Source organism: Streptacidiphilus carbonis (assembly GCF_000787775.1).
GTDB classification, from domain to species: Bacteria; Actinomycetota; Actinomycetes; order Streptomycetales; family Streptomycetaceae; genus Streptacidiphilus; species Streptacidiphilus carbonis.
Genome location: NZ_BBPM01000005.1, coordinates 87,078 through 111,551, shown reverse-complemented (window position 1 = coordinate 111,551; position 24,474 = coordinate 87,078). Strand labels below are relative to the sequence as shown.

Here is a 24,474-nt window from a genome sequence, read left to right as displayed (position 1 = left end):
TCGCCGGGAAAGCGACCACCACCCCATGCCGTGCGCTACCTCGCACGGTGCCGATGGGAGCGTGCATTCACCTTGACCACTCACACGACCCGGCGGGCGCTGGTCGTCCGCGGCGGCTGGGACGGGCACCAGCCCGTGGCGATCAGCGACGACTTCGTCCCCTTCCTGAAGGACCGGGGTTTCGCCGTCGAGACCTTCGAGGACCTCGCGGTCTACGAGGACGCCGAACGACTGGCCGCCACCGATCTGATCGTGCAGTGCTGGACCATGGGCACGATCAGCCCCGAGCAGAGCGCGAACCTCGCCGCGGCGGTCCGCGCCGGCAGCGGACTGGCCGGCTGGCACGGCGGCATCGTCGACTCCTTCCTCGACCACGGCTACCACCTGCTGACCGGCGGCCGGTTCGTGATGCACCCGCCGGGCTTCCACGACCACACCGTGCACCTGCTGCCGGAACAGGCGGAGCACCCCGTCATCGCGGGGCTGCAGGACTTCGACGTGCACACCGAGCAGTACTGGGTGCTCACCGACCCGCATATCGAGGTGCTGGCCACCAGCACCTTCCCGCCCGACGACCTGCGCGACCGGCCCGCGGTGATGCCCGCCGTCTGGACCCGGACCTGGGGCGCGGGGCGGGTGTTCGTCTCGACCATCGGGCACAAGCCCGACGACTTCGACGTGCCTGAGGTCCGCACGATGACCGAAAGGGGACTGCTGTGGGCGAGCCGCTGAAGATCGGCATCGTGGGCGCGGGCAAGATCAGCGGAGCCTATCTCGACACCCTGGACCGCCTGACGTCGGTCCGGCTCACCGCCGTCACCGACCTCGACCCGCAGCGCGCGCAGAGCCTGGCCCAGCGGGGATCGGCCGGGGGAGCGGGCAACGGGAGCGAGGTCGCGGTCGTCGGGTCGGTCGCCGAGCTGGTCGCCCGGGAGGACGTGGACGCGGTGCTGAACCTGACCATCCCCGCCGCGCACGCCGAGGTCGCCCTCACCGCGCTGGGCGCGGGAAAGCACGTCTACGGCGAGAAACCGCTCGCGGTCGACCGGAAGGAAGCGGAAACCGTCCTGGCCGCGGCCCGGGCAGCGGGACTGCGGGTGGCCTGTGCCCCCGACACCGTTCTCGGCACCGGCGTCCAGAGCGCACGCAAGGCCGTCGACGACGGGCTGATCGGCCGGCCCGTCGCCGCCACCGCGTTCATGACCACCGCCGGCCACGAGACATGGCATCCGGACCCGGAGTTCTACTACCGGCCCGGCGGGGGCCCGCTGCTGGACATGGGTCCCTACTACCTGTCCGCCCTGGTGCACCTGCTCGGCCCGGTGGTCAGGGTGACCGGGGCCTCGTCCCGGCCGCGTGCCCGGCGCACCATCGGCGGCGGCCCCCGGGCCGGGGACAGCTTCCCGGTGGAGGTGGACACCCACATCACCGGTGTGCTGGAACACGCGGACGGGGCGCTGAGCACCCTGATGATGAGTTTCGACGTCCATGCCGCCCGGCTGCCGCGGATCGAGGTGCACGGCACCGAGGCATCGCTGTCCGTGCCCGATCCCAACGGCTTCGACGGGCCGGTCGAGATCAACCGCGGCGCCGGCTGGGAGGTGGTGCCGGTCGGCGCCGGCTACCGGGACGCCGGTCGCGGCACCGGCCTCGCCGATCTGGCCGAGGCCTTGGCGCAGGGCCGTCCGCACCGCGCCTCGGCCGAACTGGCCGCGCACGTACTGGATGTGATGCTCACTCTCATGGACGCCGCGGACCAGGGCCGTGCGCTCCCGGTCGTCAGCACCTGCGAGCGCCCCTCCCCGGTGGTCTGACCGGCAGTCCGGCGACATCGGCGCCATCGGACCCGTGCCCACACGCTCCCAGCAACAGGAGACCCACCCCATGCACGACGACCGAGAACTGGTCGAAGCACGACTGGCGCGCGTCCTGCGGGAGCGCATCCATCCGGCCGTCCACCCGCTGACGGCGCCGCTGGACGTCGAGATCTGGTCCACCGCGGGTGAACCCGTGACCGTGGCCGAGGGTCTGGCGGCGCCGACCCGCCCCATCGCCGCGGGCACCGCCTGGGGCGCGCCCTGGGGGACCAGCTGGTTCAAGGTCTCCGGAAGGGTTCCCGCCGAATGGGCCGGCTCCACCGTCGAGGCCGTGCTCGACCTCGGCTTCACCCCGCGCACCCCCGGCTTCCAGTGCGAGGGCCTCGTATACCTGCCCGACGGCTCTCCGGTCAAGGGCCTGCATCCGCGCAACTCCTATGTGCGGCTGGACTCCCCGGTGGCCGGCGGTGAGGAGGTGCACTGGCGGATCGAGGCGGCCTCCAATCCGGACCTGGACGCCGGCGGTGTGCCCTTCCAGCCCACGCCGATGGGGGACAGGGCCACCGCCGGCGACGCGCCCCAGTACGTCCTGGGGTCGATGCGGCTGGCCGTGTTCGACGAGACGGTGTGGAACCTGGCCATGGACCTGGAGGTGCTCGGCGAGCTGATGGCCCAGCTCCCGCTGGACGGCGCGCGCCGTTTCGAGATCCTGCGCTCGGTCGGCCGGGCCCTGGACGCACTGGACCTGCAGGACGTCAACGGCACCGCCCAGGCGGCCCGGGACGAACTGGCGGGCGTGCTGGCCGCGCCCGCCGCCCCCGCCGCGCACCGGATCAGCGCGGTCGGCCACGCCCACATCGACTCGGCGTGGCTGTGGCCGCTGCGCGAGACGGTGCGCAAGGTCGCCAGGACCGCCTCCAACATGACCGCGCTGATCGAGGCGGAGCCCGAGTTCGTCTTCGCCATGTCCCAGGCCCAGCAGTTCGCCTGGCTCAAGGAGCACCGGCCGGAGGTCTGGGCCGGCGTCAAGAAGGCGGTGGCGGACGGCCGGTTCGTCCCGGTCGGCGGCATGTGGGTGGAGTCCGACACCAACATGCCCGGCTCCGAGGCGATGGTGCGGCAGTTCGTCCACGGCAAGCGGTTCTTCATCGAGGAGTTCGGCATCGACAGCCAGGAGGCGTGGCTGCCGGACACCTTCGGCTTCGCCGCCGGGCTGCCGCAGATCATCAGGGCGGCCGGAGCCCGGCGACTGCTCACCCAGAAGATCTCCTGGAGCCGGACCAACAGCTTCCCGCACCACACCTTCCTGTGGGAGGGCATCGACGGAAGCCGGGTCTTCACCCACTTCCCGCCGGTCGACACCTACAACTGCGAGATGAACGGGCGTCAGATCGCCCACGCGGCACGCAACTTCAAGGAGAAGGGGGTCGCCACCCGGTCGCTGGCGCCGACCGGTTTCGGGGACGGCGGGGGTGGCACCACCCGCGAGATGGTCGCCAAGGCGGCCCGGCTGCGCAGCCTGGAGGGCTCAGCCAGCGTGCGGTGGGAGGCCCCCGCTGCGTTCTTCGACAAGGCCGAGGCCGAGTACCCGAACCCGGCGGTCTGGGTCGGCGAACTGTACCTGGAGCTGCACCGGGCCACGCTGACCAGCCAGGCGCAGACCAAGCGCGGCAACCGGCGCAGCGAGTCGCTGCTGGCGGAGGCCGAGCTGTGGGCCGCGACGGCAGCGGTGCGCGCCGGATTCCGGTACCCCTACCAGGAGTTGGACCGGATCTGGAAGTCGGTGCTGCTGCACCAGTTCCACGATATCCTTCCCGGTTCGTCCATCGCCTGGGTGCACCGCGAGGCGCGGCGGACCTATGCCCGGCTGGGCGAGGAGCTGGAGGGGATCATCGCGGGCGCGCAGCGGGCGCTGGCCGGGGAGGGCTCGGTCGAGCTGGTGTTCAACGGCGCACCGCACCCGCGCGGCGGGGTGCCCGCCGGCGCCGCCGCACCCGGGTCCGCGGGCGGCGCGGTCGCGCCGACGCCGCGCCAGGGCGGGGGCTACGTCCTGGACAACGGCCTGCTGCGGGTCGAGATCGACACCCGCGGGCTGGTGGTGTCGGCCTACGACCTCGCGGCCGACCGCGAGGCGGTCGCCCCGGGAGCGGCGGCCAACCTGCTGCAGCTGCACCCCGACTTCCCGAACCAGTGGGACGCCTGGGACGTCGACGCCTTCTACCGCAACACCGGCCGCGACCTGGTCGAGGTGGAGTCCCTGGGCGTGCAGGGCACCTCGGTGCGCATCGAGCGGGTCTTCGGCGGGTCCAGGGTCACCCAGCTGCTGTCGGTGCCCAACGGCGTGCGGCGGCTGGACATCGAAACCGAGGTGGACTGGCACGAGCGCGAGCGCTTCCTGAAGCTGGCGTTCCCGCTGGACGTGAAGGCGGACCGGTACGCCTCGGAGACCCAGTTCGGGCACGTGTACCGGCCCACCCATCAGAACACCAGCTGGGAATGGGCGAAGTTCGAGGCCTGCAACCACCGCTTCGTCCACGTCGACGAGCCGGGCTGGGGGGTGGCTGTGGTCAACGACGCCACCTACGGCCATGACGTCACCCGCGCGGTACGCGCCGCCGACGCGGGCACCACCACCACGGTGCGGGCGTCGCTGCTGCGCGCGCCGCGCTACCCCGACCCGGAGACGGACCAGGGGGTGCACCGCTTCCGCCACGCGCTGGTACCGGGTGCGACGATCGGCGACGCGGTGCGCGAGGGCTACCGTGCCAACCTGCCCGAGCGCAAGGTCACCGGTGCGGCGACCCCGGTGGCGCCCGTGGTGTCCGTGGCCGGGGACGGGGTGGTGGTCAGCTCGGTGAAGCTGGCCGACGACCGCAGCGGTGACCTGGTGGTCCGCCTCTACGAGGCCCACGGCGGCCGTACGCGGGCCGCCGTGTCCGTCGCCGACGGCTTCGCCGTGGACCGCGCCGTCCGGACCGACCTGCTGGAGCGCCCTCTCACGCAGTCCGCACCACCTGCGGTCCAGGACGGAGCCGCCGGACTGGACCTGCGGCCCTTCCAACTGCTGACCCTGCGCATTCCGCGAGCCTGACAGCACTCATGGGTGACGTGTGGAGCGGCGCAGGCTGCGGGGCGGCGGCTCGGCCGGGCAGGCGACACCCTACGCCCGCCCACCCCCGCCGCGGACCGCGCGCAGGACCCCTGGAAGGACCTTCCCCGTGCATGACGACCGCCGGATCACCGAGGCCCGGATCCGCAAGCTGCTGGACCGGGTGCTGCGACCCGCCCTCCACAGCGCCGCCCACCCGCTGACCCTGAGTGCCTGGCAGGTCGACGGCGAGCCCGTTCCGGTCGCCGAGGCACTGAACGCCGGCTACCAGCCGTTCGCCCTCGGCTCCAGCTGGGGCGGCCCGTGGTCGACCACCTGGCTCCGGGCGCGCGCGCAGATCCCCCGGGAGTGGGCCGGTCGCCGCGTCGAGGCCGTCTTCGACCTCGGCTTCGACCTCACCCGCGGCCCCGGCGGCCAGGCCGAGGGCCTGGTCCACGACGCCCACGGCACACCGCTCCAGGGACTGCACCCCTACCACCGCAGCGTCCTGCTCAGCCGGTCCGCCACCGCCGGTGCGGGCGTCGACCTGCTCGTGGAACTCGCCGCCAACCCCTGGATCTTGGGCAGCGCCGGCCGCAACACCCACCTCGGCTCGCCGGAGACCGCCGGCACCGAACACCTCTACCGCCTGGCGCAGGCCGAGATCGCGGTGCGCGAGGAGGACGTCTGGCACCTGATCCACGACGTCGAGGTGCTCGACGAACTGATGCACCAACTGCCCGAGGGCTCCTCGCGGCGCCATGGAATCCTGCACGCGCTGCGCCGCGCGGCCGAGGCCGTGGACCCCGCCGATGTCGCGGGCACGGCCGCGGAGGCCCGGAACCGGCTGGCCGACGTGCTCGCCCGGCCCGCGCACGCCTCCGCCCACACCGTCTCGGCGGTCGGGCACGCCCATATCGACTCCGCCTGGCTGTGGCCGGTCCGGGAGACGGTGCGCAAGTGCGCGCGCACCTTCACCAATATGACGACCCTCGCCGAGGAGTACCCCGAACTGGTCTTCGCCTGCTCCTCCGCGCAGCAGTACGCGTGGATGAAGGAGCAGTACCCGGAGGTCTTCGCCCGGATCAGGAAGGCCGTCGCCGACGGCGTCTGGGCGCCGGTCGGCGGCATGTGGGTGGAGGCCGACGGCAACCTCCCCGGTGGCGAGGCGCTGGCCCGCCAACTCGTGTACGGCCGACGCTTCTTCGCCGAGGAGTTCGGCATCGGGCAGGACGGCGTCTGGCTGCCCGACTCGTTCGGCTACACCGCCGCCTATCCCCAGCTCGCCAGGCTGGCCGGCGCCCGCTGGTTCCTCACCCAGAAGCTCTCCTGGAACGAGACCAACCGGCTGCCGCACCACACCTTCGCCTGGGAGGGCATCGACGGCTCGCGCGTCTTCACCCACTTCCCGCCCGTCGACACCTACAACGCCGAGCTCACCGGGGCCGAACTCGCCCACACCGAGGCCAACTTCGCGGAGAAGGGGGTGGCCGGCCGGTCGCTGGTGCCGTTCGGCCACGGCGACGGCGGTGGCGGCCCCACCCCCTCGATGCTGGAGAAGGCCCGCCGGCTGCGGGACCTGGAGGGGTCGCCCCGCGTCGTGGTCGAAGCGCCGGACGCCTTCTTCGCCGCCGCGCAGGCCGAGTACGACCAGCTCCCGGTCTGGCGCGGCGAGCTCTATCTGGAGAACCACCGGGGCACCTACACCAGTCAGGCGCGCACCAAACGGGGCAACCGCCGCGCCGAGGCCCTGCTGCGCGAGGCCGAGCTGTGGTCCGCGACGGCGGCCGTGCAGGCGGGCGCGGACTACCCCTTCGAGCGGCTGGAGCGGATCTGGCGGCGGGTGCTGCTCAACCAGTTCCACGACATCCTGCCCGGCTCGTCCATCGCCTGGGTGCACCGGCAGGCCGAACGCGAGTACGGCGAGATCCAGCGGGAGCTGGAGCAGGTCATCGGCACGGCGGTGGCACAGCTGCCCGGTGCGCCGGGCTTTCTGAACAGCGGCCCGCTGCCGCGCCGCGAGGTCGCCTTCCTGACGCCGGAGCAGATGCCGGACCGGACCGCGGCGGACGGCCCGGACGGGACCGCGGGCCAGCTCCTCTCGGACGGCAGGACCGCCCTGCTGGCCCAGGCGCCCGCCCTCGGCTCCGGTACGGCGACGGTCCCCGCGCAGCCGGTAACCGCCAGCGCCGAGGACGGCGGCTACGTCCTGGACAACGGCCGGCTGCGGGTCGTGGTCGACCGCCGCGGCCTGGTGACCTCCGTGCACGACCACGCGGCGGACCGCGAGGCGATCGCGCCCGGTGCCGCGGGCAACCTGCTGCAGGTCCACCCGGACGACCCCACCCTGTGGTCGGCCTGGAACCTGGACGCCTACTACCGCGACACCGTCCGCGACCTCGACCGCGCCGAGTCCGTCACCCTGACCGACGCCGGGCCGCTGCTGGCAGCCGTCCGCGTCGAGCGCACCCACGGAGCGTCGCGCTTCGTCCAACACATCGAACTCGCCGCGGAGAGCCCCTGGCTGACGGTGCGCAACGACATCGACTGGCAGGAACGCGACACCGTGCTCAAGGCGGCGTGGCCGATCGACGTCCACGCCGAGCACGAGAGCGCCGAGATCCAGTTCGGCCATGTGCGCCGGCCGACCCACGAGAACACCAGCTGGGACGCGGCCCGTTTCGAGCTGTGGGGGCACCGCTGGATCCACGTCGGCGAGTGGGGCTGGGGCGCCGCGCTGCTGACCGACTCCACCTACGGCCACGACCTGCACCGCGACACCCGTACCGACGGCGGTACCACCACCACGGTGCGGCTGTCCCTGCTGCGCGCCCCGCACAGCCCGGACCCGCAGGCCGACCGGGGCCGGCACCGCTTCAGCTACGCTTTCGCCCCCGGCGCCGGGGTCGAGCAGGCCATCGCGGGCGGCTACGCGCTGTCGCTGCCGCTGCGTGCGGCCGCCGTCCGGGCCGCTCCGCTGGTCGTCCTCGACAACGACGCGGTCCTGGTGGAGTCGGTCAAGCTGGCGGACGACCGCAGCGGGGACGTGGTGGTACGGCTGTACGAGTCGGGCGGCGGAGCCGCCGCGGCGCGCCTGTCGACCGGGTTCCCGCTCGCCGCCGCCTGGGACTGCGACCTGCTGGAGCAGCCGTGGCCGCAGCCCGTGCCGGGCGAGCCGTCGGGCACCACCGAGCTCAGGCCTGCCGCCGTGCCGGCGCAGGGGCCGGACGGGCTCCGGCTGCGGCTGCGCCCCTTCCAGATCCTCACGCTGCGGCTGCGCCCCGAGCCCGCCGACGGCGGAGGGCACGGGTGAGCGGGTCACCTCCGACCGGGCCCGACGGGTCCGTCCCGCCGCCGGTCGCCGGGCGGTGGCATAGCATTCCAGCGACCGGACACCACTCCCCGGAGGCGAAGAGGCGCAGGTTGACCAGTACGAGGGCGGGTTCGGACACGCAGTCACCCATCAGACGCGGAACCAATCTGCCGCGGGTGGGCGACTTCAACGAGTCGGTGGTCCTGGACGCGATCCGGCGCCAGCGCGCCGGGCTGAGCCGGGTCGAACTGGCGCGGGCCACCGGCCTGTCCACGCAGACGGTCTCCAACATCACGCGTCGGCTGCTGGACCAGGGCCTGATCCGCGAGTCCGGACGGCAGAGCAGCGGCAGCGGCAAGCCTCGCACCCTGCTGGAGGTCGTCCCGGACTCGCTGTACGCGGTGGGCGTCCACCTGGACCCGGCCGTCATCACCTGCGTGGTGGTGGACCTGCTGGGTACGGTGGTGGCGCAGCGCAGCCACACCACGCCCAGCGGCGGGGACACCGACAAGATCGCAGCGGAGATGGCCGCCTCGGTGACCGAGCTGCTGGCGGACTCGGTCGCGAACCGGGACCGGGTGCTGGGCCTGGGCATCGCGGCGCCCGGGCCGATCGACGCCGTGGCGGGCTGGGTGGTGGACCCGCCCGAGCTGCCCGGCTGGGGCCGTTACCCGCTGCGCGACCGGCTGAGCGAGGCGACCGGTCTGCCGGCCGTACTGGACAAGGACGTGACCGCGGCCGTGGTCGCGGAGCGCTGGACGGGGGCCGCGACGGCCAGCCGGAACCTGCTGTTCTTCTACTTCGGCACGGGGACCGGTATGGGCCTGGTCGTGGACGACACCGTGCTGCGGGGGATCTCCGGCAACGCCGGCGAGGTCGGCGGTCTGGGTGCGGCCTGCTCCACCCGCACCCTGGTCGAGGAGGCGGTGGCGCTGGGCGTGCTCGGGGCCGAGTACACGGCGGTGAACCCGGCCGACGCGCAGCGGGGGCTGGAGCGCCTCGCGCAGCTCTCGGCCGCGGGCGAGGCGGCGGCCGACGGCATCCTGGAGCGCCTGGCGATCCGGATCGGGCGCGGGGTGTGCGCGGCGGCCACGCTGCTGGACGTCGACACGGTGGTGTTCGGCGGTCCCGCCTGGCAGGTGCTGGCGGACCGGTTGCTGCGGACCATCGAGCCGATGGTGGCCGGCAGTCCGTTCGTCAAGGCGACGCATGCCACCGCGGTCGTCTCGACCACCCTCGGCGCGAACGTGGCCGCCGTGGGCGCGGCGTCCCTGGTGCTCGACGGCGCGCTGTCGGCGCAGCCGGGCACGCTGCTGCTGAAGTAGCGGACCGGGCGGCAGCGCGCGAGCGCCCTGCGGGGTCAGGGGGAGCCGGGCCGCCGCAGCCGGGGGGTGAACGAGGCGTGGAAGAGGGTGGAGGCGGCGCCGACGGCAGCGGCCTCATGGGTGCTGACGGACCGTTCGACGTGGACGCGGCGCAGCCGGCGGGCGGTGGGGAAGTCGTTGACGGCACGTTCGATCTCGGTGAGGTAGACCTCGGCGGCGGGTCCGGTGCAGAACGGGCCGCCGACCACGACCAGGCCGACGTCGAGCAGGTCGATCACGGCGAGGGTGCCGCGGCCGATGGCGCGGGCGGCCTGCCGCACCGTCAGCTGCGGGCGCTGGGCGGCGGGGTCGGGGACCAGCACATGGCTGGCCGGGTTGCACTCGGGCAGCACCTCCGGGCGCCCGGACGGCTCGACCCGGCCCAGAACCACCGCGCACAGCTGGCCGAACTCGCCCGCGTTGGCGGTCAGGCCGCGGTAGATGTCGCCGTTGAGGATCAGCCCCGCCCCCACCCCGGTGCCCAGGTAGAGGTAGACGAAGTCGCGTGAGCGCCGGTCCCGGCCGATCCAGCGTTCGCCGACGGCTGCGGCTATCGAGTCCTTCTCGACCAGGATCGGGTAGGAGAAGCGGCGCTCCAGCAGGGTACGCAGGGGTACGTCGCGCAGCACGCCCATCAGCGGCGGGTCGAGCACCGTCCCTGACACGGTGTCGACCGGTCCTGGCACGGCGACGCCGAGGCCCAGGAAGCTGCTCTCGCGCACCTGGCGCCCGGCGCCGGCGAGCACGGCCTGGCCGAGCGCGGCGATCTGGGCGACCACCGCCCCCGGACGCGGTTCGGGGGTGATGCGCTCCACCTGCCGGGCCACGATCCGGCCCGACAGGTCGACCACCACCGCGGTCATCACCTCGGGGTCGATGTGGATGCCCATGGCGTGCGCCGCGTCGTCGCGCAGCCGCACCAGGCCGCGCGGCTTGCCGTCCGCCGACGGGCGTTTGCGGTCCTCCACCAGCAGTCCGCGTTCCAGCAGCGAGCGTGCGATCCGGGAGACCGACTGCTGGGTGAGCCGGGTACGGGCGGCGATGTCGCCGCGGGTGATCGTGCCGGCCAGCCGTACCGTCTCGATGACCACGCACTCGTTGAAGGAGCCCAGATCGATCTGGTTGGCTCCGGCGCCGTTCGCGGTCACGGCGGTGTGCAGCGGTCCGGCCGCGCCCGAGGGGCGCTCGCCCGGGGCGGCCGGCAGCGGCTCGCGGATCCAGCGCAGCGGGGCGGGGCCGCGCAGCGCCGCCGCGAGGTCCAGCAGCACCCTGGCCGAGGAGGACGGGTGCTGGGCGGCGTCCAGGGCCAGTGCGGCGCGGAGGAAGGACACCGTGCTGGTGTGCTCGGGCGGCTGGTGGGGCGTCACCTTGGCGCGTGCGCAGTGCTCGGTGAAGTCGGCGGCGGCGGCGCCGCGCAGGACGACCAGGTGCAGCGCGGCCCTGGGGTGGGCCCGGCGGGCCGCGGCCAGGAAGGCGCTGACGGCGGAGGGGCCGGAAGGCGGGGGAGTGGGGGCGGTCAGCGCGATGGTGAACGCGCTGGTGACCGCGGCCAGTGCGTCGGCGGGGGGCTGGATGCCGGTGAGCGCCGGTTCGTCCCTGGGACCGGTGCGTTGGGCGAGCAGGACCAGGGTGTGGCCCGGTTCGTGCAGCAGGCCCGCCACCCAGATCCCGCCCGGGCCCAGCGGCGGTGTCAACGGAGGTGCGGGAGAGGCCAGTTCGTCGCGGCCCAGGTTCCAGTGGCGGCGGGCGGCGGCGACCGCGGTGTGGGAGCAGCCGAGGCGTCGTCCCAGGCTGCGTGAGGACCGCTGGTCGGGCGGGGCGAGCAGGCTCTCGGCGACCACCTCGCCCTCGTCGACCACGCTGGGACGGCCGCTCTGCGAGCGGCCGTCGAGCCCGGTCGCGCCCTCGGCGGCGTAGCGCTGCCGCCAGGTGGCCACGGTCTGCCGGGAGACCCCGAGCCGTCGGGCGATCTCGGCGTTGTGCCGGCCGAGCGCGGCCTCCAGCACGATGGCCGCGCGCAGGGCGCGGGGCTGGGGCCCGGTGGCCCACCGGCGCAGGACGTCGAGTTCGTCCTGCGCCGGTGCGCGGGTGGCAGTGTGCTCAGGCACCGGCGGTCATCCCCTCCTGCCGGCCGGTGCCGGCGGATCTCATGGTAGGGCTACTGGGCGGTGGAGAGCTGGACGCTGTGGATGTACAGCGGCAGGCTCGGGTCGGTTGCGGCCAGGCGCAGGTCGGCCTGGAGGTTCTGGGCCTGGTCGAACTGGGCGCCGGTGAGCGTCACGGTCGCGGTCTGCCAGCTGCCGCTGCCGCTTCCGGTGACCGTGGGCCCGTTCTGGTACGGGCTGCCGGTGGCGTCGTACTGGGCGGTGAAGCCCTGCCCCTCCTGCGACCAGTAGGTCACGGTGAGGGTGACGGTGGCCGCCCGGGCGACCGCGCTGCCCGGGTCGAGCTGGAGGTAGGCGTTGGCGGAGCCGACCCCGGTCTGGGCGGTGGTCCAGGTCCGGTACGCGCTCTGGCCGCCGATGGTGGTGACGGTCAGGTTGCCGTCCGCGCCCGCGCCGGTCGCGCCGACGCTCTGGAAGATGACCCCCGAGGAGCCGTCGTTGCTGCCGACGGTGGCGCCGACGGTGGTCGCGCCGCCCGCGGTGGTGGAGCAGGAGGCGGGCACCGGGGTACCGGCCGGGGCAGGGCCCGCAACCAGTTTCCAGTCGGCGAGGGTGGCCGTGCCGAGCGTCAGCGGTACGCAGGCGCCGCCGTCGTTCTCGGCGACCTGCGGCAGCGCCTTGCCGGTGGCCGCGTCCACCGCGTGGTAGCGGCCCGAGGCCAGGTCGAGCCCGGCCGGGTGCAGCACGACCGCGCCGTCGTAGCCGAAGTACGGGTTGATCTCGGCCAGCACCAGCTGTGCGCTGTGGTGGTCGGCCGCGGTGGTGGGGACGACCTGCAGGGCGTGCGCACTGCTGAGGTCCGCGTAGGCCGGGGCGGCGGCGGTGAGCTGGTCGCCGCTGGACAGCGCCGTGCCGCCAGCCTTCTGATAGGCCGTCACATTGGCGTCGGCGCCGTTGAGCGGGAGCACGGCGCGGAACTTCTTCAGGTCCACCGCATGGTTCTTGACCTCGTCGCTGGTGACCACGGCGAAGCCGCTCTGGTGGCGCGACCAGAGCGCGGTGATCTCGTTCTCGACGCTGCTGAGGCTGCCGCCGGCCGGGTTGCCCCAGGCCTTGGAGTAGTCGAAGTAGACGGCGACCGGCTGCTGCGGGTACGAGCCCTTGAGGCTCTGCAGCTGCGACAGCGCGGCGGTGTAGATGGGGTAGGCGATGACGTCCTTGGAGGTGCCGTCGTGGATGAAGAAGTCCTCGCCGCCGCCGTAGGGCAGCCCCATGCCGTAGTTGGAGATCCACTGCACCGCCTGGGCGGGCATCTCGGCGTCGTCCGGCGCGGTCCACTCCTGGGCCAGCTTCACGTGGTAGGCGTTGGCCAGGCTGCCGAAGGTCAGGGTGAGGCCGGGTGACTGGGCGGCGTCCTCGATGACGGTGACGCCGTACTTTCGGGCCAGGTCGAAGAAGATGTCGGGCAGATTGCCGATGTCGGGCGCGTTGGAGATGTGGCCGCCGAAGTAGTAGTACAGCGGCCCGGCGCTGACCCTGCGCACGGCGGCGGTGAGCCGGTCGTAGGTGTCCTGCACGCTCCACTGGCGGAAGTCCTGGTAGACGCCGGCCAGCGGCTTTCCGGGGACGGCGGCGGGCACCTGGTCGAAGGAGGTGTAGGCGGTGCCGTTGGCGGAGTTGAACGCTGCGATGGTGCGGTAGGTCTGCGGCAGCCAGTGCCGGTGGAAGTAGTCGATGTCGGCCGTGGCCCAGCCGCCGTCCCCGTTGTCGCTCCACTGGGCGTCCAGGCGGCCGTAGTTGAGGATGGCCCCGCCGTAGCCCGGGTTGTCGGTGATGTGGGCGACCGTGCCGGTGACGTAGTCGAAGTAGTCCTGCTGCTGGGTCAGGTCCCACCAGGGCGGGGCGATACCGGTCCCGCCGGTGCTGGTGGTCTCGGTGCCGGTGATCCAGGCGGCCGGGCTGCCGCGCCAGCCGGCTTGCCAGAAGATGGGGACGATCCGGATGCCGGCGGCCGTCGCGTCGGCGAGCTCGGTGTCCAGCTCGCTGAAGTCGAAGGTGCCCTTGCCGGGCTCGATCTGGTTCCACGGCATGTTGATCTCGACGCTGTTCATCCCCTTGGCCTTGATGGCCTGGAACTGTGCGACGGACCACGGGGTGCCGTTGTCGTCGAACTGGAGCTGGGTGGCCCACAGCTTGGGTGCACCGGTCGCAGACCCGGTCGCGGCGGCGCCGGTTGCGGCGCCGGCCGGGGAGACCATGCAGGTGGTCGCGGCGACGACCGCCGTGACGGCGGCGAGGAGTGGGACCGTTCTGCGTTTCGAGGGTTTCGAGGTGCGCAGCATCGGCGGAGCCCTTCCGGGTGGGGGCGGGTGGACGGGTGGAATTCGACGGGTGTGCTTCTCCGGGGCGCCCCGTCGGCGGCAAGGGCTATGGAAAACCAAGAGTGTTATGAACGCAACAGTCCAGCCGGAAAACCTGCCTCCGTCTCGCCGGTGGCAGAGACGACCTGCACTGATGCCACCGCGGCTGCGCGGATAGCAGGGTTTCCACCATGCTTCCGTAAGAAAAGTCCCTTGGCGCTCCGTCAGAATTCTCCGTGCGCACGGGCTTGACGCGACGACCGATCGGTCACATGCTTCGGATCAATCTCCGGGGCTTCCCCGTCGGCCAGATCGCATCCCTCGTCCACACAGCAGAGGAAGCAGACATGGCCGACAGAACCCGCACCATCCGCTCGTCCCGCATGCTGGCCGCGACCGCCGCCGCCGCCCTGGCCGCCACCGGGCTCACCGCCTGCGGCGGCAGCAGCGGCAGCGGCGGCTCGTCGACCACCCTGGTGGTGGCCGAATGGACCAATGCCGCCGCCGTGCAGGAGACCCAGGCCATCGACGCCGCGTTCGAGAAGGCCCATCCCGACGTCAAGATCAAACTGGAGACCGCGCCGACCACCGCGGGCGCCTGGCCGGCCCTGCAGTCCTCGCTGGAGGCCTCCAAGGGCGTGGACGTGCTCGCCCAGTTCGCGCAGTCGCCGGAGAAGTACGCGCCGGCCAGCTCCGGCGTCAAGGTCGGCGGCACCCCGGCGCTGATCTCCAGCGGACAGCTGCTCGATCTGAGCAAGCAGCCGTTCATGTCGCGCTTCGACGCCACCACACAGAAGTTCGCGATGGGCTACAACAACGGCATCTACGGCGTGACCACGGCCGAGTACGTCAACAACACCGGGCTGTTCTACAAGAAGGACCTGCTGGCCAAGTACGGCATGCCGGTGCCGACCACCTTCGACGAGTTCGTCGGCGACCTGAAGACGTTCAAGTCCAAGGGAATGAGCCCGATCTACGTGGCGGGCAAGGACGGCATCCAGAACATCGTCTGGATGGGGATCTACAACCAGCTGATGATGCAGGACAAGCCGGCCTCCGAGGCCACCAGCACCTTCATAGCCAAGGACAACGCCTTCCTGGGCGGCACCCAGAACTGGAACAGCTCGCTGTACCAGGACGCCGCCAACCGCTACGAGCAGATCATGCAGTACATCGAGCCGAACGCGGGCGGCGTCTCCTTCGCCAGCGCCCCCGGGACCTGGTCGGCGAAGACCGACGACTACCCCTTCTTCGTGGACGGCTCCTACGACGGCAACACCATCGCCGCCGACAACCCGTCGCTGAACTTCGGCCTCATGGCCGTCCCCGGCACCGACACCGCCGCCTGGAACCGCGCCGACCTGGCCCCCGACCTCGCCTGGACGGTGCCGACCTGGTCCAAGCACCAGCAGTTGGCGCTGGAGTACCTGGACTTCTTCACACAGGAGTCCAACTACCAGGCCTGGGTCAAGGCCACCGGCTCCCTCTCCACCGAGACCGCCGTCCCCACCCCGCAGCTCAAGTGGACCGACTGGCTGCAGGCCAACGCCGCCAAGGGCTTCCCCGGCACCACGCTGCCCTGGCTGCCGTCGAACGTCGGCACCGGCAACCCGGCCGGCGGCCCGACGCTGACCGACACCAAGCCCTTCGGCTCCAAGGACCTGCTCTCGGCACTGGACGACTCCGCCAAGGCGTACACCGCCGCCGTCAAGAAGTAGGGGGCGCCGTGTCCACCAACCCCTTCGGCACCAGCAGGACCAGGCGCTGGATCCCCTGGCTCTCCATCCTGGTGCCCTCCATCGGCTGGCTCACCTTCGGGCTCTACCCGTCCCTGGCCACGGTCTACTACTCGCTCACCGAGTACTCCGGAGTGCCGGGCACCCCGATGAACTACTGCGGCCTGTGCAACTACCGCAACCTGTTCACCAGCAACTACTCGCAGGTCTCCGACGCCGTGGTGACGACGTTGAAGTACACCGCCGGTGTGACGGTGCTTCAGATCGGGGTCGGTCTGGGCCTGGCTCTGCTGCTGCAGCGCCGGCGGTTCGGCTACGGGCTCTACCGGGCCCTGATCTTCATGCCGCAGATCTTCTCGGTGACCATCGTCGGCGTGCTCTTCTCGTTGATCCTCGACCCGAGCAGCGGTCCGGCGGAGAAGATCGTGCACTCGCTCTCCGGCGGTTCGAGCGCCTTCCTCGGCGACTCCTCGATCTCGATCTGGCTGATCGTGGCGGTCAATGTGTGGATGTTCTCCGGCTACACCATGCTGGTCTACATCGCCGGACTGAGGCGCATTCCACCGGAGTTGTACGAGGCCGCCTCGCTGGACGGCTGCGGTCCCGTCCGCCGCTTCACCAGGATCACCTGGCCCATGCTGGCCCCGGCCACCACGGTGAACGTCTTCCTCACCGCGATCGGCAGCCTGGGCGAGTACGCGCTGATCCTGGTGATGACCCAGGGCCAGTACAAGACCCAGACCATCGGGATGTTCATGTTCAACTCGGCCTTCGGCGTCAACCCCGACCTGGGGCTCGGCTCCACCCTCGCCATGGTGCAGTTCGTCTTCACCGCGGCCATCGGCGGCGTGCTGCTGTGGCGCCTCCGCCGGCGGGAGGTGGCCCTGTGAGTGCCCTCACCACGCGACTGCACGGGCAGCGCGACCCGGCCGTCGCCGTCGACCCGAAGCGCGCCGCCCGCCGCCGCGGGCTGATCCGGGGGCTGCGGCTGAGCGGCGTCCAGTTGTTCTGCTTCGTGGTCTCGGCGGGCTTCTTCGCGCTGCCGCTGGTCTACATGCTGCTTCAGGCGTTCAAGAACAACCTGGACTTCCTGCAGGACCCGACCGGCCTGCCCAAGCACTGGACGCTGAGCAACTTCTCCGCCGCCTGGACGCAGGGCGACTTCGCCACCGAGATGGTCAACTCGCTGATCTACGCCGTCGTCCCGGACGTCATCACCCTGGTCCTCGGAGTGTTCCTGGCCTTCCCGATCTCGCGGGGCTGGTTCAAGCACTCCAATGTGCTGTACGCGTTCTTCGTCTTCTCCGGCTTTCTGCCCGCGGGCCTGATCCCGCTGTTCATCGAGGCGCAGAAGCTCGGCCTGTACGACAACCGGCTGGGCTATCTGACCCTCACCTCGCTCGCGGGGGCCGGCTTCTTCTTCTTCGTCGGCTACATCAAGACCATCCCGAGGGAGTTGGACGAGGCGGCGGCGATGGACGGCTGCGGCTACCTCCGCTTCATCTTCACCATCATCATCCCGCAGATGAAACCGGCGCTGGCGACCTTCGCCGTGTTCGGCTTCGTGGCCTCCTGGAACAACCTGATCCTGCCGCTGATCATGCTCACCGACTCCAGCCTGTGGCCGGTCACCCGTGGCCTCTACAGCTTCTTCGGCGAGCACGGCAGCCAATGGCCGCTGATCGCCGCGGCCACGATGATCGTGGCCGCGCCGATCCTGGTGGTCTTCGCGCTGCTGCAGCGGTACCTGGTGGAGGGCGTCGCCGGCGGCGCGGCCACCGGCACGGCCGGGGTGGGCAACGCACCCGTCGCGGCGGCCGCTGCGGAGGAGTGACCGGGCACGGCACAGCCCCCAGCACAGCGCCACGACGTGGGGCCGCCGGACATCCGGCGGCCCCACGGCCGCTGTGCGCTGCCGCCGCTCACGGTGCGGGCAGCGGGAACTCGCACCAGACGCTCTTGCCGGAACCCAGCGGTTGCACTCCCCACCGCTCGGCCAGGGCGTCCACCAGCAGCAGTCCGCGACCGGAGGTGGCGGTCTCGCCGGGGGCCCGGCGTCGGGGCCACTCGCTGGAGGAGTCCTGGATCTCCAGGCGGAGCCTGGGGCTGGCGTCGCCGAGGAGTTCGACGGTCAGCGTCGCACCGCTGTCGGTGTGCACCAGGGAGTTCGTGATCAGCTCGTCCGCGACCAGTTCGATGTCGCCGACCGGCCCGGTGGCCGCCCAGGCGGACAGGGTCTGCCGCAGCACGGCGCGGGCCTCGACCAGCCCCTGCGGATCGGCCTGGTGGATGTGCTGCACCGTGCGGATCGGGAGGTGGCCGCCGGCGACGGGGGTGCGCCGCAGCAGGAGCAGCGCCATGTCGTCCTCGGTGCCGGAGTGCTCGAACTCGTGGCAGCACAGGTGGTCGGCCAGCTCCTCGGTGCGCAGCGGCCCGGACTGCAGCGCCTCAGCGAGTGCGTCCATGCCGTCGGTGATGTCCTGGCCGGGCCGCTCCACCAGACCGTCGGTGCAGAGCAGCAGGACGCCGTCGTGGTTGAGGTGGAGCCGGGTCTCCGGATAGTCGTCCGTTCCGAGGACGGTGGCCATCCCCAACGGGAGTCCGCCGCGTACGGGTGGCCAGGTGGTGCGGCCGCCGCGGTGGCGCAGCAGCGGTTCCAGATGGCCGGCCCGGGCCAGCCGCAGCGAGCCGGCCTCCAGGTCCGCCTCGACGTAGATGCAGGTGGCGGAGCGCTCGGTGTCGAGTTCGGCCAGGAACCGCGAGGCACGGGCCAGGACGGTGGAGGGGGCGTGGCCCTCGGCGGCGTAGGCGCGCAGGGCGATCCGCAGCTGGCCCATGACGGCGGCGGCGTGGCTGTCGTGCCCCTCGACGTCGCCGACGGCGAGTCCGACCCGGCCGTGCGGCAGCGGGATCACGTCGTACCAGTCCCCGCCCACCTCCCGGCCGCTGCGGCCGGCCCGGTAGCGGACGGCCACCTCGCCCCCGCTGATCTGCGGGATCCGTCGGGGCAGCATGGTGGTCTGCAGGGTGGTGGCGAACTCGCGCTCCTGGTCGAACAGCACGGCGCGTTGCAGGGACTGGGCCACGGCGCTGGTGAGGGCGATGCAGATGTTGCGGTCCTCGGTGCTGAAGTCGTGGCTGTCGCCGTAGTAGAGGCCCAGTGCGCCCAGGGTGCGTGCCTGGGCGACCAGGGGGAGGAAGGCGCCCGCGTTGATGCCCATCTGGTCCGCGTAGGGGCGGAGCCGGGGGAAGCGGGTGCAGAGTTCGTCCTGGTCGGCGATGAACTGCGGCCGTCCGGTGCGGACGGCTTCGGCCAGCGGCAGCTGGTCGTCCAATCGGGTGAGCGAGAAGTCGTCCTGGGCCTTGAGCGCCGGTGAGGGCGGGTGGGTGGCGGCGACCAGCCGCAGGCTGGTGCCTTCGATCAGGCCGAGGGCGAGTCCGTCCGCGCCGAACCGGCGGAGCCCTTCACTGTCGGTGAGCACGCCGATCACGTCCTGCACGGTGAGGGCACGGGCGAGGGCCTCGGTGGTGGCCCGGACGGCGTCCGTCTGGCGGCGCCGGTCGGCTCCCAGGGTGCGCATCGCCTCGGCGTGCGCCAGTTCCTCGTCGGCGTTGCGGACGATGCCGACGATTCGGTAGGGGCGGGCCCGCTCGTCCCGCAGGATGCGGCCCTGGGTGTGCGCCCAGCGGCGGGTTCCGTCGCGGCAGACCACCTGGAAGTAGGCCGCGAAGGTCAGGTGGCCGGCCTGGATGGCCAGTGTCACCGCGGCGTCGAGGCGCATGCCGTCCTCGCGGGTGACGCGGTCCGCGAGTGAGGCCGGGCGGCCGTCGTACTCGTCCGCCCGCAGGTCGAAGACGTCCAGGCCGACCTCGTCGAGGTGGTACGTCCCGGCTTCGAGGTCCCAGTCGAAGCTGCCCATGCCGGTGAGGGCCAGCAGGTCCGCCTTGGCCGGCGACGACGCCGGTCTGTTCCGCGGGTCGTAGCCGGTCGGGCCGCGCACAGATTGGTCCGCCATACGAGTGCTCCCGGCGCTAGGGGATACCCGGCTCCTCGGGGAAATGCCTGATTAGTCTACTTCGCCCGAGAGATGGAGAGCTGGCCCGGGGGACCGGGGCAGTGGCCTCCGGCCGGTCCGCACGAGGCGGGGCCGGTCGGGGCGCGCCGCCGGCGCTCCTCGGCCTCGAACGGGCCCGGGAGGCCGCGGTCTGCAGGTCGAGGAGGCCCGGGGTGTCCTCGGGTCGGCGGTCTCAGACGTGCAGGGTGGGACGGTAGACGAGTTCCTGGATGCGGCCGTCCAGCGTCCGGCTCTCGAGCAACTCCAGGTCGAAGTCCGCCGCACCGGCGAAGATCAGGTGGTCTCCGGTCCGACCGGTGATCACCGGGAAGATCGTCACCTGCACGCGGTCGACCAGACCGGCGGCCATCAGCGCCCGGTTCAACGACAGGCTGCCGTGCGAACGCAACGGAACGTCGGACTCCTTCTTGAGCCGGGCCACGACGTCGACGGCGTCACCGCTCACGACGGTCGCGTCCGGCCAGTCCAGAGGGCCCTGCAGAGTGGACGACACCACCGTCGCCGGCATGCCCAGCATCCGGGTGACCCACGGGTCGCCCACAGTCTCCTCGCTGCTCGCCAGCAGTCCCACGAAGGCCCGGTAGGTGTTGGCCCCGAAGACCATCCGCTGCTCCGCGGCGTACAGGCCGAGGCGGTGGTCGAGCAGCTCGGGGCCCTGCTTGCCCCAGTAGCCGCCCCAGTCGCCGCTGGTCACGTCGGCGTAGCCGTCGAGGCTGGCGAAGACGTCGAAGGTGTAGGTGGCAGTCACGGTGCACTCCTTGGTCGCGGTTGAACGGTCTGTCGGTACAGACGGGACGCCATGGCGAAACTCATCGGTGGCGGCCGGTGCCACCGCGGCCCGAGCGGGTTGTGCGGGGGGCTACCGGGCCGACTACGAGAACCGGGTGCGGCGCCGGCGGTCCGGCTAGACTGCCGTTGGCGTCCCGGGGCGCCTCCGGTCCGCGGACGGGGCTGAGCCCACCCGGTTGTGTATGAGGCAAGGGCATGGTCCTGTACCTCCTTTCAGCCCGGCGTAGCGGACCGCGGGCCCTGGAAGGAGGTCGCTGTGGCGACCGTTCGTCTTCCCGACGACCCGAACTTCGAGCAGCTGCGCAAGCAGGCGAAGGATCTTCGCGACCGTGCCGGGTCCGGTGCCTCGGACGCACTGGTCCTGGTGGGCGCCCACCACCCGGACGGGCCGCACCGGCCGTCCCTGGCCGGCGCTCAGCTGGTCATCGCCCGCCGTCACGGTTTCCCGTCGTGGGCCGCGCTCAAGCGGCACGTGCAGACCATCCGGCGCTACCGCCGGGTCCCGGACCAGGTCGACGCGGCGGGTTCACGCGCCGACGCGTTCCTGTTGCTGGCCTGTCTGCGGTACGGCCACGACGACCATCCGGCCCGCTGGCAACGGGCCTCCGCGCTGTTGGCGGCGCACCCCGGGCTCACCGCCGGCTCGGTCCACGCGGCGGCTGCCGCCGCCGACGTCGAGGCGCTCGCTGCCCTGCTGGCCGCGGATCCGACCCTGGCCGCGGCCGAGGGCGGCCCGTTCGGATGGGAGCCGATGCTGTATCTGGCGTACGCCCGGCACGACCCCGCCATCCGCCCGGACGCGGTCGTCCGGACCGCCCGCGTGTTGCTGGACCACGGCGCCGACCCGAACGCCGGCTACCTCTGGCACGGCCTGACCTCGCCCTTCACCGCCCTGGCCGGTGCGCTGGGCGGCGGCGAGGGCGGGCAGCCCGCCCACCCGGCAGCCGATGCGCTGGCGCGGACGCTCCTGGACTCAGGTGCCGACCCCAATGACGCCCAGGCGCTGTACAACCGGCAGTTCGGAACCGACGACAGCCACCTGGGCCTGCTGATCGACCACGGCCTCGGCCGTGGCGGCGGCCCGTGGCGGGCACGGCTCGGCGACGCGATCCCCTCGCCCGCCGAGCTGATCGCCGATCAACTGTGGTGGGCCGTCACCCACGACCTCGCCGACCGGGTGCGACTGCTGGGCCAGTGCGCCGACCTGCGCGCCGAGTTCCGGTTCCCCGAGGACCGTCCGGAGCACCTGCGGGCCTGGAACGGAACCGCCCCGGCACGCCTGGCCGCGGTGTGCGGCAGCACCCGGGTGCTGGAGTACCTGGCTGCGCACGGCGCTCCCTGGTCACCGCCCGACGGTGCCGACAGGCTGGTCGCCGCAGCCCTGGCGGGCGACCAGGCCGCGGTGGAGCTGTTGCGGGCAGCAGCAGGCGCCGCACGCCGGCAGCGGCCCGGCCTGGTCGTGTGGGCGGCGGCCCGCGGCGCCTGGGATGCGGTCCCGCTGCTGGTGGGGCTCGGATTCGACGTCAACGCGCTGGGCCGTGGCGAGCACTTCCACCACACCGATGCCGCCGACTTCCTCCGGCCACTGACCCACGTCCCGACACCAGGCTGAAAGCCGGGTCCCTACGGGCCGATCGGCGTTTCCCTACCGGCAGTTGACCGGTGTCGGACTTTCGCTGGCCGGCGTCCTGCAAGCCGGACCGGTCGACACCGTCTACTCGGTATCCGGTTGACGGTGCCCACGACGTTCGTCACAGCGCGTCAGGCTCGGTCGCGGCCCCCGGCCAACCCCGCCCGATACGCCAGGACCACCGCCTGGACGCGGTCGCGGAGGTCCAGTTTGGTGAGGATGCGCGACACGTAGGTCTTCACGGTCTCGTGACTGATGACCAGTTCGTTGGCGATCTCGGCGTTGGACAGGCCCTCGCTGATGAGGAGGAAGACTTCCTGCTCGCGGGAGGTGAGGACCTTCAGGCGTTCGCTCTCGGTTTGCGCGGGGGCGGTGGAGGGTCGCACGCGTTCGGCGAAGCGGCCGATCAGGGTGCGGGTGACGGCTGGGGCCAGGAGGGACTCGCCTTGGGCGATGACGCGTACCGCGTTGATCAGTTCGGGCGCGGGGGCGTCCTTCAGCATGAAGCCGCTGGCGCCGGCGCGCAGGGCTTCGTAGACGTACTCGTCGATGTTGAACGTCGTGACGACCAGGATCCTGGCGGGGTTGGGGGAGTCGGGGCCGGCCAGGTGGCGGGTGGCCTCGATTCCGTCGAGCAGGGGCATGCGGATGTCCATGACGACGACGTCCGGCTTCAGTTCCTGGGCGCTGCGGATCGCCGCTCGGCCGTCCGCGGCCTCTCCGACGACCTCCATGTCGGGCTGGGCGGAGAGGATGGTGACGAAGCCGGCGCGCACCAGGGCCTGGTCCTCGCAGACCAGCACCTTGATCGCAGGGGGTGGAGCGCTCACGAGACGCCTCCCGCGGGGATGCGTGCGTGCACACGGAACCCGCCGTCGGGGCGGGGCCCGGCCGTGAACTCGCCGCCGAGCATCTCCACCCGTTCCCGCAGCCCGGTCAGGCCCCGGCCTCCCGACATGTGCGGGCCGCCACCCAGCAGCGCGGAGGACTTGGAACCGCCGTCGGTCGGTCCCGCGGTGGTGACCTCGACGGCCGTCCAGTCGGGGCTGTGGGTGAGCCGTACCAGCGTCTGCCGCCCCGGGGCGTGCTTCACGGCGTTCGTCAGTGATTCCTGCACGACGCGGTACGCCGTGAGTTGGGCGCCCATGGCCATGGTGGACGGTTCTCCGTCCTCGACCAGTTCGACCGGCTGGCCGCCGGCCCGCGTCTGCTCCACCAGATCAGGCACCCGGCCCGGCACCGGCGTCCGCTCCCTGGGCGCCGAGTCACCGGTCGGCTCCAGCACGCCGAGCAGGAACCGGAGGTCGGCCATCGCGCGGCGCCCGGTGCCGCCGATGGCGTCGAGGGTCTGCTGGAGGCGGTCCGGCGACCGGGTCAGGTACTGAGCCGCGTCCGCCTGCACCACCATCGCGGTGACATGGTGGGTCACCACGTCGTGCAACTCCCGGGCCAGGCGGCTGCGTTCCGCGTCGATGGCCATCTGCGTGGACAGCCGCCGGCGCTCGGCCTCCTGCGCCCGCCGGCCGCGGACCTGGACGCCCAGGCCCCACACCACCGCCAGGGCCATGTAGTAGACCAAGTAGCTGGTCATGCCCTCGTGGGACCCCAGCGCGATCAGGACGGCGACGAAGACCACGTACCCGCCCGTCGCCGCCAGCGGTACCACCCGCCGCAGGCGGTCCTGATGGGCACCGACGGAGTACAGCGCGATGTACAGCCCCAGGCTGCCGAAGCTCGGCGGGTAGCCCAGCGCCTCGTGCACCGCGAACGAGACCCCCGCCACGGCGAGGCAGGCGGCCGGCCACCGGGTGCGAACCGCGAGCGGCAGGGTCTGCCCCAGCGGCAGCAGCACGCCCGCGACGGAGGCGCCGTGCTGGGGGAGGTCACTGATCTGGGCCCCGACCCGCGACAGCGGCGGCGCGAACGACAGCACCGTGAAGACGAGCGCGATTCCGCGGTCCTTGGTGGCGGCGGAGCGGGATCCCCACCAGCGTGCCAGCACCCGCAGCCGCACGGTTGCTGCGGCCACCAGGTTCGCGCCCTGGGCCGCGCCCCGGTCCTGCGCGCGCGCCGTCGGCGTGGCGGACGCCGAGCCCGACGGTTCACGCGCTGCTTGGTCTTGCGTCGTCATCTCTTCCATGATCCTGTACGTCCGGCGCCGGGCGGTATGAGGAACGGACTGCGGCCTGTGATCCG

Annotated in this window: 15 protein-coding genes; 9 read left to right on the top strand and 6 right to left on the bottom strand. The window is 72.3% G+C overall.

What is annotated here, in order from left to right; genetic code table 11:
* Positions 1-72 precede the first annotated feature (72 nt).
* From TR46_RS05580 to TR46_RS05560, 5 genes are all read left to right on the top strand, one after another.
* Positions 73-732 (top strand): ThuA domain-containing protein, encoded by a 660-nt coding sequence (locus tag TR46_RS05580; RefSeq protein ID WP_042394472.1) that lies wholly within the window; start codon positions 73-75, stop codon positions 730-732.
* Entirely contained in the window at positions 717-1,814 is a 1,098-nt protein-coding gene (locus TR46_RS05575) for a Gfo/Idh/MocA family protein (RefSeq protein WP_042394457.1), read from the top strand. Before TR46_RS05580 ends, TR46_RS05575 begins: the two co-directional genes overlap by 16 nt.
* Positions 1,815-1,884: 70 nt before the next feature.
* Complete coding sequence (locus TR46_RS05570; RefSeq protein WP_042394455.1) at positions 1,885-4,908, top strand: alpha-mannosidase; 3,024 nt, start codon at positions 1,885-1,887, stop codon at positions 4,906-4,908.
* A gap of 127 nt (positions 4,909-5,035) precedes the next feature.
* Positions 5,036-8,218: an alpha-mannosidase gene (locus tag TR46_RS05565; RefSeq protein ID WP_042394451.1), complete on the top strand. Its 3,183-nt coding sequence runs from the start codon at positions 5,036-5,038 to the stop codon at positions 8,216-8,218.
* Between the two features lie 176 nt (positions 8,219-8,394).
* Positions 8,395-9,543: an ROK family transcriptional regulator gene (locus tag TR46_RS05560; protein ID WP_042394449.1), complete on the top strand. Its 1,149-nt coding sequence runs from the start codon at positions 8,395-8,397 to the stop codon at positions 9,541-9,543.
* A 35-nt stretch (positions 9,544-9,578) separates the two neighbouring features.
* On the opposite strand, the gene TR46_RS39105 is transcribed toward TR46_RS05560, so the two are convergent.
* The gene (locus TR46_RS39105; RefSeq protein WP_174505094.1) at positions 9,579-11,690 is read right to left on the bottom strand and encodes an ROK family protein; all 2,112 of its coding nucleotides are present in this window, start codon (positions 11,688-11,690) and stop codon (positions 9,579-9,581) included.
* 50 nt (positions 11,691-11,740) lie between these two features.
* Positions 11,741-14,029: a beta-galactosidase gene (locus TR46_RS44990; protein WP_042394446.1), complete on the bottom strand. Its 2,289-nt coding sequence runs from the start codon at positions 14,027-14,029 to the stop codon at positions 11,741-11,743.
* A gap of 365 nt (positions 14,030-14,394) precedes the next feature.
* Here TR46_RS44990 and TR46_RS05545 point away from each other — a divergent pair, with 365 nt between their 5' ends.
* From TR46_RS05545 to TR46_RS05535, 3 genes are read left to right on the top strand one after another with little or no spacing between them, the layout of a single operon-like run.
* Positions 14,395-15,765, top strand: coding sequence for an ABC transporter substrate-binding protein (locus tag TR46_RS05545; protein WP_042394442.1), 1,371 nt, complete (start codon positions 14,395-14,397; stop codon positions 15,763-15,765).
* Positions 15,766-15,773: 8 nt separating this feature from the next.
* Positions 15,774-16,673, top strand: a complete 900-nt coding sequence (locus tag TR46_RS05540) for a carbohydrate ABC transporter permease (protein ID WP_042394439.1) — start codon at positions 15,774-15,776, stop codon at positions 16,671-16,673.
* Positions 16,670-17,617, top strand: a complete 948-nt coding sequence (locus tag TR46_RS05535) for a carbohydrate ABC transporter permease (protein ID WP_201776368.1) — start codon at positions 16,670-16,672, stop codon at positions 17,615-17,617. Before TR46_RS05540 ends, TR46_RS05535 begins: the two co-directional genes overlap by 4 nt.
* Positions 17,618-17,705: 88 nt before the next feature.
* Here TR46_RS05535 and TR46_RS05530 read toward each other — a convergent pair whose 3' ends face one another.
* A complete protein-coding gene (locus TR46_RS05530; protein WP_084717966.1) occupies positions 17,706-19,799 on the bottom strand; it encodes a SpoIIE family protein phosphatase in 2,094 nt (697 codons plus the stop codon).
* A gap of 232 nt (positions 19,800-20,031) precedes the next feature.
* Positions 20,032-20,607 carry a dihydrofolate reductase family protein gene (locus tag TR46_RS05525; protein WP_174505093.1) on the bottom strand — a complete coding sequence of 192 codons (576 nt, stop codon included), beginning with the start codon at positions 20,605-20,607 and terminating at the stop codon, positions 20,032-20,034.
* 297 nt (positions 20,608-20,904) lie between these two features.
* Between TR46_RS05525 and TR46_RS05520 the strand changes: the two genes are divergently transcribed.
* A complete protein-coding gene (locus TR46_RS05520) occupies positions 20,905-22,260 on the top strand; it encodes a hypothetical protein (protein ID WP_052432567.1) in 1,356 nt (451 codons plus the stop codon).
* Between the two features lie 149 nt (positions 22,261-22,409).
* Here the strand turns inward: TR46_RS05520 and TR46_RS05515 are convergent, their stop codons facing one another.
* On the bottom strand, positions 22,410-23,108 hold the full coding sequence (locus tag TR46_RS05515) for a response regulator transcription factor (protein ID WP_042394434.1): 699 nt from the start codon (positions 23,106-23,108) through the stop codon (positions 22,410-22,412).
* Positions 23,105-24,409: a sensor histidine kinase gene (locus tag TR46_RS05510; protein WP_084717964.1), complete on the bottom strand. Its 1,305-nt coding sequence runs from the start codon at positions 24,407-24,409 to the stop codon at positions 23,105-23,107. The genes TR46_RS05515 and TR46_RS05510 overlap by 4 nt, the downstream gene beginning before the upstream one ends.
* Positions 24,410-24,474: the final 65 nt, after the last annotated feature.

Bases quoted from the DNA above. Each gene is read 5' to 3' on its own strand.
- TR46_RS05570 (WP_042394455.1), top strand. From the start codon at position 1,885: ATGCACGACGACCGAGAACTGGTCGAAGCACGACTGGCGCGCGTCCTG.
- TR46_RS05510 (WP_084717964.1), bottom strand. From the start codon at position 24,409: ATGACGACGCAAGACCAAGCAGCGCGTGAACCGTCGGGCTCGGCGTCC.
- TR46_RS44990 (WP_042394446.1), bottom strand. From the start codon at position 14,029: ATGCTGCGCACCTCGAAACCCTCGAAACGCAGAACGGTCCCACTCCTC.
- TR46_RS05530 (WP_084717966.1), bottom strand. From the start codon at position 19,799: ATGGCGGACCAATCTGTGCGCGGCCCGACCGGCTACGACCCGCGGAAC.
- TR46_RS05545 (WP_042394442.1), top strand. From the start codon at position 14,395: ATGGCCGACAGAACCCGCACCATCCGCTCGTCCCGCATGCTGGCCGCG.